17 protein-coding genes are annotated in these 14,254 nt (G+C 69.8%); 5 read left to right on the forward strand and 12 right to left on the reverse strand.

Annotation, left to right across the window (positions count from 1 at the left end):
* Nucleotides 1-258 precede the first annotated feature (258 nt).
* Nucleotides 259-753, forward strand: a complete 495-nt coding sequence (locus ACIPEK_RS27915; protein WP_114244370.1) for a DUF3145 domain-containing protein — start codon at nt 259-261, stop codon at nt 751-753.
* A 250-nt stretch (nt 754-1,003) separates the two neighbouring features.
* Here the strand turns inward: ACIPEK_RS27915 and fabF are convergent, their stop codons facing one another.
* The 5 genes from fabF to ACIPEK_RS27940 all read right to left on the reverse strand — a co-directional run bounded on the left by fabF (nt 1,004) and on the right by ACIPEK_RS27940 (nt 5,874).
* Nucleotides 1,004-2,266, reverse strand: coding sequence for a beta-ketoacyl-ACP synthase II (gene fabF, locus ACIPEK_RS27920; protein WP_402001345.1), 1,263 nt, complete (start codon nt 2,264-2,266; stop codon nt 1,004-1,006).
* Nucleotides 2,267-2,343: 77 nt separating this feature from the next.
* Nucleotides 2,344-2,592, reverse strand: coding sequence for an acyl carrier protein (locus ACIPEK_RS27925; protein WP_030925892.1), 249 nt, complete (start codon nt 2,590-2,592; stop codon nt 2,344-2,346).
* 63 nt (nt 2,593-2,655) lie between these two features.
* The gene (locus ACIPEK_RS27930; protein WP_383080548.1) at nt 2,656-3,657 is read right to left on the reverse strand and encodes a ketoacyl-ACP synthase III; all 1,002 of its coding nucleotides are present in this window, start codon (nt 3,655-3,657) and stop codon (nt 2,656-2,658) included.
* Between the two features lie 13 nt (nt 3,658-3,670).
* Nucleotides 3,671-4,585 carry an ACP S-malonyltransferase gene (locus tag ACIPEK_RS27935; protein ID WP_402001350.1) on the reverse strand — a complete coding sequence of 305 codons (915 nt, stop codon included), beginning with the start codon at nt 4,583-4,585 and terminating at the stop codon, nt 3,671-3,673.
* A gap of 89 nt (nt 4,586-4,674) precedes the next feature.
* Complete coding sequence (locus tag ACIPEK_RS27940) at nt 4,675-5,874, reverse strand: helix-turn-helix domain-containing protein (protein WP_327275393.1); 1,200 nt, start codon at nt 5,872-5,874, stop codon at nt 4,675-4,677.
* Between the two features lie 115 nt (nt 5,875-5,989).
* Between ACIPEK_RS27940 and ACIPEK_RS27945 the strand changes: the two genes are divergently transcribed.
* Both ACIPEK_RS27945 and ACIPEK_RS27950 read left to right on the forward strand, forming a co-directional pair.
* Nucleotides 5,990-6,646, forward strand: a complete 657-nt coding sequence (locus ACIPEK_RS27945; RefSeq protein WP_402001353.1) for a pirin family protein — start codon at nt 5,990-5,992, stop codon at nt 6,644-6,646.
* Between the two features lie 107 nt (nt 6,647-6,753).
* Nucleotides 6,754-7,398 carry a dihydrofolate reductase family protein gene (locus ACIPEK_RS27950; protein WP_385136344.1) on the forward strand — a complete coding sequence of 215 codons (645 nt, stop codon included), beginning with the start codon at nt 6,754-6,756 and terminating at the stop codon, nt 7,396-7,398.
* Nucleotides 7,399-7,535: 137 nt separating this feature from the next.
* On the opposite strand, the gene ACIPEK_RS27955 is transcribed toward ACIPEK_RS27950, so the two are convergent.
* Nucleotides 7,536-8,126 carry a GNAT family N-acetyltransferase gene (locus ACIPEK_RS27955; protein ID WP_402001356.1) on the reverse strand — a complete coding sequence of 197 codons (591 nt, stop codon included), beginning with the start codon at nt 8,124-8,126 and terminating at the stop codon, nt 7,536-7,538.
* Between the two features lie 287 nt (nt 8,127-8,413).
* Between ACIPEK_RS27955 and ACIPEK_RS27960 the strand changes: the two genes are divergently transcribed.
* Nucleotides 8,414-8,923 (forward strand): signal peptidase II, encoded by a 510-nt coding sequence (locus ACIPEK_RS27960; protein WP_376286283.1) that lies wholly within the window; start codon nt 8,414-8,416, stop codon nt 8,921-8,923.
* 151 nt (nt 8,924-9,074) lie between these two features.
* Here the strand turns inward: ACIPEK_RS27960 and lgt are convergent, their stop codons facing one another.
* The 5 genes from lgt to ACIPEK_RS27985 all read right to left on the reverse strand — a co-directional run bounded on the left by lgt (nt 9,075) and on the right by ACIPEK_RS27985 (nt 12,896).
* Entirely contained in the window at nt 9,075-9,980 is a 906-nt protein-coding gene (lgt, locus tag ACIPEK_RS27965) for a prolipoprotein diacylglyceryl transferase (protein WP_402001359.1), read from the reverse strand.
* A complete protein-coding gene (locus ACIPEK_RS27970; protein ID WP_402001362.1) occupies nt 9,977-10,660 on the reverse strand; it encodes a hypothetical protein in 684 nt (227 codons plus the stop codon). The genes lgt and ACIPEK_RS27970 overlap by 4 nt, the downstream gene beginning before the upstream one ends.
* The gene (locus ACIPEK_RS27975; protein ID WP_402001505.1) at nt 10,657-11,181 is read right to left on the reverse strand and encodes a TetR/AcrR family transcriptional regulator; all 525 of its coding nucleotides are present in this window, start codon (nt 11,179-11,181) and stop codon (nt 10,657-10,659) included. The genes ACIPEK_RS27970 and ACIPEK_RS27975 overlap by 4 nt, the downstream gene beginning before the upstream one ends.
* Nucleotides 11,182-11,821: 640 nt before the next feature.
* On the reverse strand, nt 11,822-12,088 hold the full coding sequence (locus ACIPEK_RS27980) for a DUF397 domain-containing protein (protein WP_402001365.1): 267 nt from the start codon (nt 12,086-12,088) through the stop codon (nt 11,822-11,824).
* Nucleotides 12,072-12,896, reverse strand: a complete 825-nt coding sequence (locus ACIPEK_RS27985; RefSeq protein ID WP_402001367.1) for a helix-turn-helix transcriptional regulator — start codon at nt 12,894-12,896, stop codon at nt 12,072-12,074. The genes ACIPEK_RS27980 and ACIPEK_RS27985 overlap by 17 nt, the downstream gene beginning before the upstream one ends.
* An 87-nt stretch (nt 12,897-12,983) precedes the next feature.
* On the opposite strand from ACIPEK_RS27985, the gene ACIPEK_RS27990 reads away from it, so the two are divergent.
* On the forward strand, nt 12,984-13,421 hold the full coding sequence (locus tag ACIPEK_RS27990) for an ATP-binding protein (protein WP_402001370.1): 438 nt from the start codon (nt 12,984-12,986) through the stop codon (nt 13,419-13,421).
* Nucleotides 13,422-13,427: 6 nt separating this feature from the next.
* Here the strand turns inward: ACIPEK_RS27990 and ACIPEK_RS27995 are convergent, their stop codons facing one another.
* Nucleotides 13,428-14,249, reverse strand: a complete 822-nt coding sequence (locus ACIPEK_RS27995; protein ID WP_402001373.1) for a serine hydrolase domain-containing protein — start codon at nt 14,247-14,249, stop codon at nt 13,428-13,430.
* Between the last annotated feature and the right edge of the window lie 5 nt (nt 14,250-14,254).

Genomic DNA, 14,254 nt, shown 5'->3' on the forward strand with positions numbered 1-14,254 from the left:
GGGCCCAGGACCGACGGTACGTCACACCTCGGACGCCGCCGCGCGGTAGCTTTTCCTCGTCGAACCAGCGGCGCTTCCCCTCACCCGGCTCTATTCGGGTGGCTTTCTGTAAATCACATCACGTCACATACTGTCCCTTTTCAGGAGTTTCACCCCGATGCTGTTTACTGATGACAACCTCGGGAACCGGCCGAGAAGAGACGGTACGGGCGCGAGGCCGCTGGGGAAGGCGAACTTCGTCCCACACTGGAGGTCCCGGTGACGACACGTGGAGTTCTGTACGTTCACTCCGCACCGCGCGCGCTCTGCCCCCATGTCGAATGGGCGGTGGCGGGTGTCCTCGGTGTGCGGGTCCAGCTGGACTGGATCAGACAGCCGGCCGCGCCCGGTACCTGGCGGTCCGAGTTCTCCTGGCAGGCCAGGCCCGGCACGGCGTCGAAACTGGCCTCCGCGCTGCGCGGCTGGGATCTGCTGCGCTTCGAGGTGACGGCTGAGCCGAGCCCCACGTCGGAGGGCGAGCGCTACAGCTCCACGCCCGAACTGGGCATCTTCCACGCCGTCACCGGCATGCACGGCGACATCCTGGTGCCCGAGGACCGGTTGCGGGCTGCGCTGGCGCGGTCGGTGCGGGGCGAGACCGACCTGGAGGCCGAGATCGCCAAGCTGCTCGGCAAGCCGTGGGACGACGAGTTGGAGTCCTTCCGCCACGCGGGAGAGGGCGCGCCGGTGCGGTGGCTGCACCAGGTGGTGTGAGCCCGTGACCGGGGGCGCCGCCCCGGACCTCCGTGCCTCAAGCGCCGGCGAGGCTGAAATTCACCCTGCATCCGGCAAATCCAAGCCGAACCCGGCAAAATCAAGCCCCTCCGGCGCTTGAGGCGCGGGGGTCCGGGGGCAGCGCCCCCGAAACGCCCCGCGCCTCAAGCGCCGGATTTCATGGCCGAAGCCCGCCTCCCCACTCGGGGGAGGCGGGCTTCGGCGTGGATACCGGGCCGCGGACCGCAGGTCAGACGCTGCGGAACGCCAGGACCACGTTGTGACCGCCGAAGCCGAACGAGTTGTTGATGGCGGCGATCGACCCCTCGGGCAGCGGCCGGGGCTCGTCGCGCACGATGTCCGCCTCCACCGCCTCGTCGAGGTGCTCCACGTTGATCGTCGGCGGAGCCATCCGGTGGTGCAGCGCCAGGACCGTCGCGACGGTCTCGATGCCGCCCGCGCCACCGAGGAGGTGACCGGTCATCGACTTCGTCGCGGAGATCGCGACGTGGTCGAGGTCGTCGCCCAGAACCTTGCGCAGAGCCTTCAGCTCCGCGACATCGCCCTGCGGCGTCGACGTGGCGTGCGCGTTGAGGTGCACGACCTCGGACGGCTTGAGGTCCGTCTGGTCCAGCAGGTTCTGCATCGCGGCGGCGATGCCACGGCCGGTCGGCTCGGGCTGCGCGATGTGGTGGGCGTCAGCGGACAGACCCTGGCCCAGCACCTCGCAGTAGACCTTGGCGCCACGCGCGGCGGCGTGCTCCGCGGACTCCAGGACGACGATCCCGGCACCCTCGCCGAGGACGAAGCCGTCACGGCCCGTGTCGTACGGACGCGACGCCTTCTCGGGCTCCTCGTTGTGCTTGGACATCGCCATCATGTTGGCGAACGCGGCGATCGGCAGCGGGTGGATCGCCGCCTCGGTGCCACCGGCGAGGACCACATCGGCACGGCCGGTGCGGATCATCTCGACGGCGTACCCGATCGCCTCCGCGCCCGAGGCGCAGGCGGAGACCGGAGTGTGCACACCGGCCTGGGCGTTGATCTCCAGGCCGACGTTGGCGGCCGGGCCGTTGGGCATGAGCATGGGCACGGTGTGCGGGGAGACGCGGCGTACGCCCTTCTCCTTGAGCACGTCGTACTGGTCGAGCAGGGTGATCACGCCGCCGATACCGGAGGCGATGACCGAGCCCAGCCGCTCGGGCTGGACCTTGTCGTCCTCACCGGCCTTGCCGGTGAAGCCGGCGTCCGCCCACGCCTCGCGGGCCGCGATCATTGCGAACTGCGCCGAGCGGTCCAGCTTGCGGGCGAGCGGGCGGGGCAGGACGTCGCCCGGGTCGACGGCCGCGATCGCGGCGATCCGGACGGGCAGTTCGGCGAAACGTTCGCCCTCGAGAGGCTTGACGCCGGAACGACCGGCCATCAGACCTTCCCAGGTCGACGCCGAGTCGCCACCCAGCGGAGTGGTTGCGCCGATACCGGTGACGACCACGGTGCGATTGGTCGAGTTCACTGGAAAATCTTCTCCACGTGTAGAGGGTCGTGAATCAGCGGCGCCACCGCCGGGTGGCGACACAGGAGCCGGCCTGATCAGGCCTGGTGCTTGAGGATGTAGTCGGCAGCGTCGCCGACCGTCTTGAGGTTCTTGACGTCCTCGTCCGGGATCTTGACGTCGAAGCGCTCCTCGGCGGCGACGACGACCTCGACCATGGACAGCGAGTCGACGTCCAGGTCGTCGGTGAAGGACTTGTCCAGCTGGACGTCCTCGACCGGGATACCGGCGATCTCGTTGACGATCTCGGCGAGACCGTTGACGATCTCTTCCTGGGTGGCGGCCATGTTGGCGCTCCTTCGATGTGTTTCTGCAGGGTTCGGACGTCCGGACCGGAAGGTCCGGTGTGCCTAGGGGAGAGTAACGACCGTCGCGGCGTAGACGAGACCCGCCCCGAAGCCGATGACGAGCGCGGTGTCGCCGCTCTTCGCCTGACCGGTCGCCAGAAGCCGCTCCATAGCGAGCGGAATCGAGGCGGCGGAGGTGTTGCCGGTGGTCTCCACGTCACGGGCGACCGTGACGTTCTCCGGCAGCTTCAGGGTCTTCACCATCGAGTCGATGATCCGCATGTTGGCCTGGTGCGGAATGAAGACGTCCAGGTCTTTCGGGGCGATCCCGGCCGCGTCCAGCGCCTGCTGGGCGACCTTCGCCATCTCGAAGACGGCCCAGCGGAAGACCGCCTGGCCCTCCTGCGTGATGGCCGGGAACTTCTCCGGGCGCTCGGCGTGGAACTCGTCCCACGCCACGGTCTGCTTGATCGTCTCGGACTTGTCGCCCTCGGAGCCCCAGACGGTCGGGCCTATGGCGGGAACCTTGGAGGGGCCGACGACGACCGCGCCGGCGCCGTCGCCGAAGAGGAAGGCCGTCGCGCGGTCCTCCTTGTCGGTGAGGTCGCTGAGCCGCTCCACGCCGATGACGAGAACGTACTCCGCCGAACCTTCGACGATCATGCCCTTGGCGAGGGTCAGCCCGTAGCCGAAGCCCGCGCAGCCGGCCGAGATGTCGAAGGCGGCGGGCTTGCCCGCGCCGACCTGGTGGGCGATCTCGGTCGCGATGGCCGGGGTCTGCTTGAAGTGCGAGACGGTGGAGACGATCACGGCGCCGATCTGCTCCGGCGTGATCCCGGCATCGGCGATGGCCTTCCCGGACGCCTCCACGGACATCGCGGCCACGGTCTCCTCCTCGGAGGCCCAGTGGCGGGTGGCGATGCCGGAGCGCGAGCGGATCCACTCGTCGGACGAGTCGATCGTCTCGAGGATCACCTCGTTGGGCACGACACGGGTCGGGCGGTAGCCGCCGACACCCATGATGCGTGCGTACGGGGCGCCCTGGCTGGGCTTGATCTTCGACATGCTCTCGGGCTCCTTAGGCGCCCGCGTGCTCGGAGATGAGCGCGCGGGCCGCGTCGAGGTCGTCGGGGGTCTTGAGCGCGAGGGTCTGCACACCGGGCATCGCGCGCTTGGCGAGACCCGCGAGGGTGCCGCCGGGGCACGCCTCGATGAGAGCCGTGACGCCCATCTCCTTGAAGGTCTCCATGCACAGGTCCCAGCGGACCGGGTTGGCCACCTGACCGACCAGCCGCGAGATGACCTCGTCGCCGATGGCCACGGGCTTCCCGTCGGCGTTCGAGACATATGTCACGGTCGGGTCGGCGATCTTCAGCGCCTGGGCGGCCTCGCGCAGCCGGTCGACGGCGGGCGCCATGTGGTGCGTGTGGAAGGCGCCGGCGACCTTGAGGGGCACCACGCGGCGTACGCCCTCGGGCTTGTCCTCGGTCAGCGCGGCGATCTGCGCGGCGGTGCCGGCGGCGACGATCTGGCCGCCGCCGTTGACGTTGGCCGGGGTCAGCCCGAGCTTCTCCAGGTGCGGGATCGTCACCTCGGGATCGCCGCCGAGCAGCGCCGCCATGCCGGTCTCGGTGACCGCTGCGGCGTCGGCCATGGCGAGCCCACGGGTACGTACGAGACGGAGGGCCGTCTCGTCGCCGATGACTCCGGCGAGGGCGGCTGCGGTGATCTCACCCACGCTGTGACCTGCGACGATGTCGGGCGACGCGTCGAGCGCGGCGGCGGACAGCAGACCGGCGGCGACCAGCAGCGGCTGCGCCACCGCGGTGTCACGGATCGCCTCGGCGTCGGCCTCGGTGCCGTAGTGGGCGAGGTCGAGCCCGATGGCGTCGGACCAGGCCGAGATGCGGTCGGCGGCACCGGGGAGTTCGAGCCAGGGAGTCAGGAAGCCGGGCGTCTGGGCGCCTTGGCCGGGAGCGACGAGTACGAGCACCCTCACACTCTCTCTTGTGAACGGTCCGGAACACCCGTGGGGACAGGGACGAAGAACCGTATGGGGAATTGTTGATGTCCGACAAAAGTCTAGGACTGTGGATCTCTGGCGGCCAAGCGCCCCAGGATCAGGGCGATTCGCAGAGTGAACGCCGAGCGGACATCGGAAGGCGACCATCCGGTGACGTCAGTCACACGTCGGAGCCGGTAGCGCACGGTGTTGGGGTGGACGAAGAGCATCCTGGCCGCGCCCTCCAGGCTGCTCGCCTGTTCCAGATACACACTCAGCGTCTCCAGGAGTGCAGAACCCGCTTCTTCCAGCGGTCTGTAGATCTCCTCCACCAATTGGTCCCGTGCGGCAGGGTCGCCCGCCATCGCGCGCTCCGGCAGCAGATCGTCGGCCAGCACCGGCCGCGGGGCGTCCTGCCAGGCGCTGCACGCCTTGAGCCCGGCGGCCGCCGCCTGCGCGGACCGGGTGGCCGCCAGCAGGTCGGGCACCACGGGCCCGGCAACGACCGGACCTGCGGCGTACGGGCCGATCAGCGCCTTCGCGACCTGCAGCGGGTTGTCGCTGCCACCCGCGATGACGACCAGCCGGTTGCCGAGCACCCCGGTCAGGACCTGGAGCTTCGCGTGCCGGGCGGCTCGCCGGATCGCCTCCACCGTCAGTTCGCTGTCGCCGTCCGGGGCCGTACCGAGCAGCACGCACACGTGCTCGGGGGAGTTCCAGCCGAGCGCCGCGGCGCGTGACACGGCGCCCTCGTCGGCCTCGCCGGACAACACCGCGTTCACCACGAGCGATTCCAGCCGGGCGTCCCAGGCGCCGCGGGCCTCGGCGGCCTGCGCGTACACCTGGGCGGTCGCGAACGCGATCTCCCGCGCGTAGACGAGCAGCGCCTCCCGCAGCACCGACTCGTCGCCGGGCGCGGCGACCTCCTCGATCGCGGCCTCCATGACCTCGATCGTCGTACGCACCATCTCGACGGTCTGCCGCAGGGTGATCGCCCGGGTCAGCTCGCGCGGAGCCGTGCCGAACACATCGGTGGAGATGGCCTGCGGGGTCTCCGGATGCCGGAACCACTCGGTGAACGCCGCGATCCCGGCCTGGGCCACCAGGCCGATCCAGGACCGGTTCTCCGGTGGCATCGCCCGGTACCACGGCAGCGACTCGTCCATGCGGGCGATCGCGTTGGCGGCCAGTCGGCCGGAGGACTGTTCCAGCCGTTTCAGGGTCGCGGCGTGCAGATGGGCGGCGTTCGCAGCGGGCTGCTCAGGATCGGGTCGGGGCACGGACACAAGACTGCCTTATCCGGCCACGTGCTCGGTGGGCCGGGGCGGTGGCGGGTCGTACTGCCGGGTAGCGACAAGGGGGTCGTGGGGCGCCGCGTCGGGCTACCGTGGGCGGGTGATTTCCGTACACCGCGCCGAAGCCCGCTTCCTGGGCGGGGACCGGGCCGCCGGCATCCTGTCCCGGCACGCCTTCTCCTTCGGCAGCTTCTACGACCCGGACAATCTGCGCTTCGGCGCGATCCTGGCCTGCAACGAGGAGCGGCTCGCCCCTGGCGCGGGCTTCGACGAACACCCCCACAGCCACACGGAGATCGTCACCTGGGTCGTCGAGGGCGAGCTGACCCACCGCGATTCGACCGGTCACGCCACGGTCGTACGGGCCGGGGACCTCCAGCACCTCGGAGCGGCGGCCGGGGTGCGTCACGTCGAGCGCAACGACGGCGACGGCCCGCTGACGTTCGTTCAGATGTGGCTGGCACCGCTCGAACCGGGCGGCGAACCCTCGTACACGATCGTTCCCGGCATCGCCGACGCCACCCCGTACGCCCTCCCGGCGGCCGGTGCGACGCTGCACGTACGCAGACTGGCCGCGGGGGAACGCACGGCGGTGCCGGACGCGGCGCGGGCGTACGTCCACGTGGTGGCCGGGCGTGTGGGGATCGGCGACGAGACGCTGGGACCGGGCGACGCGGCGCGGATCACGGGGGAACAGGGCCTGGAAATGGTGGCGGCCGACGCGGCCGAGGTGCTGATCTGGGAACTGCCGGCCTGAGCCGGCAGGACCACGGGCAGCCCGAATTCAGATCGGTCACGGCGCGGCGATGAGTTTTGCCGGCCCGAAGAGTCTGATCACTGTTACCGACGACGCAGGAGGAACGTGTGGCCCAGCTACTGAGAGTCCAGAACTTCAATGTTTCCAGTGACGGAATCGGGGCCGGTGAGGACCAGAGCTTCGAGAGCCCGTTCGGCCATGCCGATCCGGAGAGGCTGTTCTCCTGGGCCGGTGCCACGGCGAGCTGGCCCATGCGCACCGACCCCGGGGGGAGCCGGGGCCTCGACGACTACTTCACGCGGGACTACGCACGCAACATCGGCGCCGAGATCATGGGCCGCAACAAGTTCGGGCCCCAGCGCGGGCCCTGGAACGACCACGAGTGGCGCGGCTGGTGGGGGGACGAGCCCCCGTTCCGCACTCCGGTGTTCGTCATGACCCACCACACACGTCCTTCGTACACACTGTCCGACACCACGTTCCACTTCGTCGACGGCGACCCGGCCACGGTCCTCCAACAGGCGCGGGAGGCGGCCGGGGGCAAGGACGTCCGGCTCGGCGGCGGAGTCACCACCATCCGGCAGTTCCTCGACGCGGGCCTCGTCGACACCCTGCATGTGGCGGTCTCGCCGGTGAAGCTCGGATCCGGAGTACGGCTCTGGGAGTCACCCGATGAGCTGCTCGACCGCTACCACCTGGAGGTCGTGCCCAGCCCGAGCGGCGTGACGCACCACCTGTTCTGGCGGAAGTGACACGAGGCCGCGCCCGGCGACGCCGGGCGCGGCCGACGCCAGCATTCCGGTGACATGACCGCGTGGTTGCGGGCGGGACGCCGACACGGGCCGCGGTACTCGTCCGCGACCACCGCACAACCCTCGACAGCGAAGCGCTACCGGTCCGTGTCCCGGCGCCACATCGACCACATCGGCGGCCCGGACCGGAACGACATCTCCTGCTGCACCGCGAAGCCGTGCCGCCGGTAGAAGGTCAGGTTGCGGCGGTTGCTCGACTCCAGAAACACCGGCCGCCCGTCCGCGTCCGCCTGCTCCAGCAGCCCGCCCAGCACTTGCGATCCGCGCCCCGTGCCGCGCGCGTCCGCGTGGGTGCCGATGTACTCGACGTACCAGTGCGCGGGCTCGGCCGGGTGACGGTGCTCCAGCGCGAGCAACCGCATTCCGGTCCGGGGCAGTTGGGCCCGGCCCGCCCGCAGGAGCGTGCCCGCGTTGCGCAGCAGATAGCTCACCGGCAGCTTCCACTTCCCGGGCTCCGCCCACACCGCCGCCACCGTGCGCTCCGGATCCGTCCACACCCGGCCCGCCGGGACCTGCTGCGCCAGATGCGCGGTGAACAGCAGCCGCAGCCTCCGGTCCCGGTCGTGCGGCATCAGCCAGGACCAGACGGGATCCTCGGCGTAGGCGCTGGCGAGTACGGAGGCGAGCGCCGGAACGTCGGAGGCGGCGGCGCGGACTATGTCGGCCATGGCCGAGGAGGATAGCGGTTCCCTGGGTGCCGAACTCCATCCCACTCGAGTGATCGGCGCAATCGTCGGCTCAGGCGTGCGTACCTGTGCCCGTGACACCGGTGACGTCCCCATCGTTCACCCCCTGATTGCCGGACTCGAACAGCCGGAACAGCTACGGGAACGATCGTGGGCGGCACCACTGACAGTCCGACGGGGCTTCGTCCGGGAAAGCTGGAAGACGCCTCAAGAGGGGCCGATAGTCTCAGGGAATCCTGGTTCGGACATCGCTACGCACGGAGGCCCTGATGATGCGGTTGGAGCGGGGTTCAGGCCGGCTGTACGGCATGATGCTCATGCTGGCGGCGGTGGTCCTGCTCGTGGACCAGCTCACCAAGATGTGGGCGGTCTCCGCGCTGTCCGACAGCGAGCGCGTCGCCGTGATCCCCCCTCTGATCCACTTCCGACTGCTGTACAACCCTGGCGCCGCGTTCTCCATCGGCACCGGGGCGACATGGGTGTTCACCTTGGCGGCGGCAGCGGCAGTGGTCGGCATTCTCTACACCGCACGCCGACTGGCCTCTGCGGGCTGGGCGCTCGTGCTGGGCGCGCTGCTCGGCGGTGCGGTGTCCCACCTGGGCGACCGACTCTTCCGCGAGCCCGGGGTGGCCCGCGGGCATGTTGTGGACTTCATCGACTACGGCCCGTTCGTGGGTAACGTCGCCGACATCGCGCTCGCCTGCGGGTGCGTCGCGGTGGTGCTGCTCAGCCTGCGTGGTGTGGAGCTCGCCAAGGTGCCGGGCGAAGAATCCGCCTGACCCGGTACGGGCCCCACATGATCTCGGCATCTCCGACCACGTTCCGCGGCGCGGACTCGTCCATCAGGCAGAAGAGTTCGGCACCGGCCCGTACTCAGCACGGGGCCCCGGGCGAGCCGGGTGGCCCGGGGCCGTGGTGGCGCTGACGGTCTCACCTGTCATCGTGCGTCGCTCCTCCTGTCTTGACCGCGACGTCCAGGCGCGGCTCGCCGGCCCTCTCGTTGCGGCCCTCGTCCTTCGGTCGCGACACGTCCTCGATGCCAGGATGGCGGCGGGCCGATACGACGAGGCAGGCGATGGCGCCGAGGAAGACCACGACGGAGGTCCAGTTGTTCAGGCGCAGGCCGAGGAACGTGTGGGACTCGTCGATGCGCAGGTACTCGGTCCAGAACCGGCCGGCCGTGTAGGCGGCGACGTACAGGGCGAAGGTCCTGCCGTGACCGAGCGCGAACCGGTGGCCCGCCCAGAGGACCAGTGCGGCGACGCCGATGTCCCAGAGGGACTCGTAGAGGAAGGTGGGGTGGTACGTGGCGATGTCGAGCGTGCCGGACGGACGGTGCGCGCGGTCGATCTCCAGGCCCCAGGGGAGCGTGGTGGGGCGGCCGTAGAGTTCCTGGTTGAACCAGTTGCCCCAGCGGCCGATCGCCTGCGCCAGGGCTGTGCCGGGGGCGACCGCGTCCGCGAAGGCGGGGAAGGGGATGCGGTGGCGACGGCAGCCGATCCACGCGCCGACCCCGCCCAGGGCGATGGCACCCCAGATACCGAGCCCGCCCTCCCACACGTACAGGGCTCGGATCGGCTCGCCGTGTTCGCCGAAGTACGCGTCGGGGCTGGTGATCACGTGGTACAGCCGTCCGCCGGCGAGACCGAACGGCACTGCCCAGATGGTGACGTCCGCGATCACGCCCTGATCCCCGCCGCGTGCGACCCAGCGCCGGTTGCCGAGCCAGACGGCCACGAACACGCCCAGGATGATGCAGAAGGCGTACGCCCTCAACGGAACCGGGCCAAGGTGAAGAACCCCGGTCGAGGGACTGGGAAGGTAGGCGAGATTCATGGTCGCTCCGTTTCACTCACTGCCCGACGAGGCCGGCGTCCGAGGGCTGCGCCGAGTGCGGCGATCCAGATCAGCAGCAAGGGCAGGGAGATGAATGCCGTCGGGGTCAGGGCGGTGGACAGGAGCAGGTATCCGATGCCGGACGCGGTGATCGTGGCGGCGAGGACCCAGCCGACGACGACCTCCCAACGCCGCAACAGCGCGCCGTGCCGGGAGGCCGCGCAGGCAGCCGCGGCGAGCACGGCGAACGCGAACATCTTGACACCGTCCACACGCTGAACCACCTCGAACAGTGCGCCGGCCCTGCCCGGTGACGCTGGATCGGCTCCAGACACCGCGATCAGTTCCATGACGAGTTGCACGCATGCGAGCGCCCCCGCGACTCTCCCGGCCCATCCGGCCGAGCGAGCCGCAGCGTTGTTGGTTGGGCGGGCCCGGTCGAGCAGTCCGGATCCGACGACAAGCAAGGCGGCAGCTGCCACACCGTGGACGAGCAGCGCCTGGGCGACAACCTGGACCGGCCGGTCGGCGTACGCGGTCGTGATCCCGGCGCGTGTGTCACCGACTTCGGGTGTGGCTCCCCATGCGGCGGCGAGCCCGAGAATCCACGCCGCGGCGTGTACGTATCCGGCGGCGCGGGCGGTGATGCCGGTAGCGGGCTCTTCGGCGATTGTGGTCATGCGATGTCTTCCCGGGGCTTGTCTCGGATTGCCTGGGTGAACGCATCGCAGCCGGTGCGCCATGCGGCGTCCAGGTCTGCGCCGGGCGGGAAGCGACCGTCGAGTTCGAGCACGACCATGCCGTGCGCGAATGCCCAGAGCGAGCGCGCGATGTGAATGTCGCCGTGCGCTGCGTGGGCCAACGGTGCCGCCGCGCGATCTTCGAGTCCTTCGGGAAGCGCGGTGCGGGCGAGCGGCCGACCATGAGTGATGCGGTAGAGGTGCGGGCTGGCGAGAGCGTGACGTCGGTAGGCGCGGGCGAGCACGAGCAGGGGCGGTTCGACGCCGATCTCGGCTGCGGCGGCCTCCAGTTCCTCAGCCAGCCGGGTCATCCCCTGCACCTGGAGTCCGGCCTCGACAGCGGCCTTGTCAGGAAAGTGCTTGTACAAGGAAGGCGCCCGGATGCCGACACGCTCGGCGATGCGCCGCATCGACAACGCATCCGGACCTTCGGCGTCGAGCAGTTCCCGGGCGGCGGCCATGATCTGCTGCGCGCGGTCAGCCACGGCGCTCTTCCCCGGGAACCGTCATCGCCCCGGAGAGGAGCGCCGGCGCCTTCCATGCGTCCCGGAAGGGCCGGGTCGGGACACTGCTGCACGGGGTGCTGCTGGCTGTGGCGGTGTTCACTGCGGCCCTCTCACGTTGCGACTGACCGACATGGCTAACGATGTTAGCCATGTGGTGCCAAGCTACGGCTAACGGCGTTAGCCGTCAAGCCTGGAGGGTGCCGAATTCCGACCTGCCGAGCCTCAACGTCCATACGGGTTCGGCGAGTTCTGTCTGATCAGTCGTCAATCCCGGTCGCGGGGAAGGATTCTCGCCGAGGCGTGGCGCCGGCCCGGGGAGGAAGGCGCCGACCTGCTGAGCGCCGACCTCGGCGTTGCCCCGGGCTGCAAGGTCGGCGGCCACGCTCCGTGGAGCTTCTCCGACCTGTTCCCCATGGCCTGCCCCGAGTGCGGCTCGGACGTCCGCCCGCTGCTCACCATCGACGGCAGCGAGTGGGACGGCGGCAGCGGGAGCCGGCATGGTGCCCGTGGCGTCATGGGGGAGCGGAAGGGGGCTCGGGGCGACCACGGATGGTCGTCCCGAGCCCCCTTCCGTCGCACAGGGCTTCCGGTGACGTCAGCGGAGCCCGTCCACGAAGCTCTGCCAGGCGTCGGCCCCGACGGTCAGGACGGGACCGTCCGGGTTCTTGCTGTCGCGGACGGGGACGGCGCAGGGGAGGCCGTCGGCCACCTCGACGCATTCACCGCCGGTGTTCCCGCTGTAGCTGGACTTGCGCCAGGCCGCGCTGCCGGTGACGGTGCACTCGACGCATTCGCCGCCGTTGGTGCCGCTGTACGACGACTTCCGCCACTGTGCTCCGGTCAGGTCATGACTGGTCCCCATAGCGTTCCTCCATCACACGAGCGATCAGTGTCGCCGAGTCCTCGAGGGAGAGGGCTGTGGCTTGCAAGCGAGCGTAACCGACCGAACGTTCCTTGATCACCTGCGGATTGGCGGTCATGTGCCCCTGGTCGTAGCTCTCCACGTAGAACAGGTCGGGGTCGTTCTCGAACCTGAGCAGGGTGAACGAGCCCATCATTCCCGTGTGCTGGCCGACCGAGAACGGAAGCACCTGGATCTGCACCCAGGGGTTGTCGCGGAAGTCCAACAGACGTGCCAGTTGCTCGCGCATGACGTCATGTCCGCCGACCTTCTGGAGCAACGCGGCTTCGCTCAGGACGACCCACAAGGCGGGAGGGGTCTCGCCCGTCAGGATCCGCTGGCGTTCCAGCCGGGCCGCCACCATCTCGTCGACCCTGCTCGGGTGATCGACACCGAGGAGGGCCCGCGCATACCCCTCCGTCTGCAACAGCCCGTACACCAACTGCGCCTGGTACGTGGAGATGTACGTCGCGCGGGCCTCCATGTCCGCGTACGGCTGGAACCAGGTCGGCAGCTGGCTGCGCAGGACCAGGCCGACGAGGCGCGAGAACACGCCGCCCGTGCCGAGTGCCGCGTCCACCCGCTCGGAGAAGTCGCGGGTGGGGATCTTCTTTGTCGTCTCGATCTGTCCGATCAGGGAGCCGGTGCAGAAGATGATGTCGCCGAGCTGCCCCTGTTTGAGGTTGTGGGCCTCTCTCTGACGGCGCAGCTCCCAGCCGTAGTAGTCCAACGGGGAAGCGCTGGGATCGAGAGTGTGGATGTTGGCCACGGTGGGGGGCACCTCCGGCGTTCAACGCCTCACGACGTTCGTTTCGGTACGTAGCCGAGCGTAATCACAGCGCTGCACTCTGGTGACATGAATCACGTAATTGATCCGCGGGCCGACGATCTCCTGGAGGCGACCTACCACGCCGACTTCGCGATCGGTGAGCACTCGGCCCGGCATCTGCGCCGCATCCTGCGGCTCTACCTCACCGGCTGGGATCTCCTCGATGTGGCCGACGCAGCGGAGTTGGCGCTCACCGAACTGATCGCCAATGTCGTACGGCACGTTCCCGGCCGCCGGTGTCAGACGCTCATCTTCCTGCTCCCGGCCGGTGGCGTGCGCGTCGAGGTCGCGGATGCCTCCCCGGAACTTCCCCGCGCGGTCACGGGTGATGTGCTCGACGAGGGCGGGAGAGGACTGATGCTCGTCGACGCCGTCACCGACCGCTGGGGCGCGGAACCGCGCCGCGACGGCCGTGGCAAGACGGTGTGGTTCGAGTGTCTGGCCACGAAAGCGGCCGACGGGTGACGCCTTTCAGTGGCCGGAACGGAGCTCCGCGAGCACCGCGTCCGTGAACACCGGCCACACCTCCACCGCCCACGGTCCGAAGGCCCGGTCGGTGAGCGCGACGCAGGCCGCGCCCGCGACCGGGTCGATCCACAGGAAGGTTCCGGACTGCCCGAAGTGCCCGAAGGTCGCCGCGGACGAGGAACTGCCCGTCCAGTGCGGCGACTTGTGGTCCCGGATCTCGAAGCCGAGCCCCCAGTCGTTGGGGTTCTGGTGGCCGTAGCCCGGCAGCACACCCTTCAGGCCGGGGTGGACGACGGTCTGCGCGGCCAGCACCGTACGCGGGTCGAGAAGCCGCGGCGCCTGTATCTCCGCCGCGAACCGTATGAGATCGTCGACGGTCGAGACGCCGTCCTTGGCAGGCGAGCCGTCCACCGCCGTCGCCGTCATCCCCAGCGGTTCCAGCACCGCCTGGCGCACGTACTCCGGGAACGGGATGTCGGTGGCCTTGGCGATGTGGTCGCCGAGGACCTCGAAGCCCGCGTTGGAGTAGAGCCGCCGGGTGCCGGGTGAGGCGGTCGGCCGGTGCTCGTCGAAGGCTAGCCCGCTGGTGTGCGCGAGCAGATGCCGGACGGTGGAGCCCTCGGGTCCGGCCGGCTCGTCGAGCTCGACCGCGCCCTCCTCGTATGCCACGAGCGCCGCGTAGGCCGCGATCGGCTTGGTGACGGAGGCGAGCGGGAAACGGTGCGCGGTCGGGCCGTGCGTACCGACGACGGTGCCGTCCGCTCGTACGACAGCGGCTGCCGCGGTGGGGACGGGCCAGTTCTCGATCATCGCCAGGCTCTGCATACATA

The sequence above is a fragment of the Streptomyces sp. NPDC088246 genome, from assembly GCF_044741025.1.
Classification (GTDB): Bacteria; Actinomycetota; Actinomycetes; order Streptomycetales; family Streptomycetaceae; genus Streptomyces.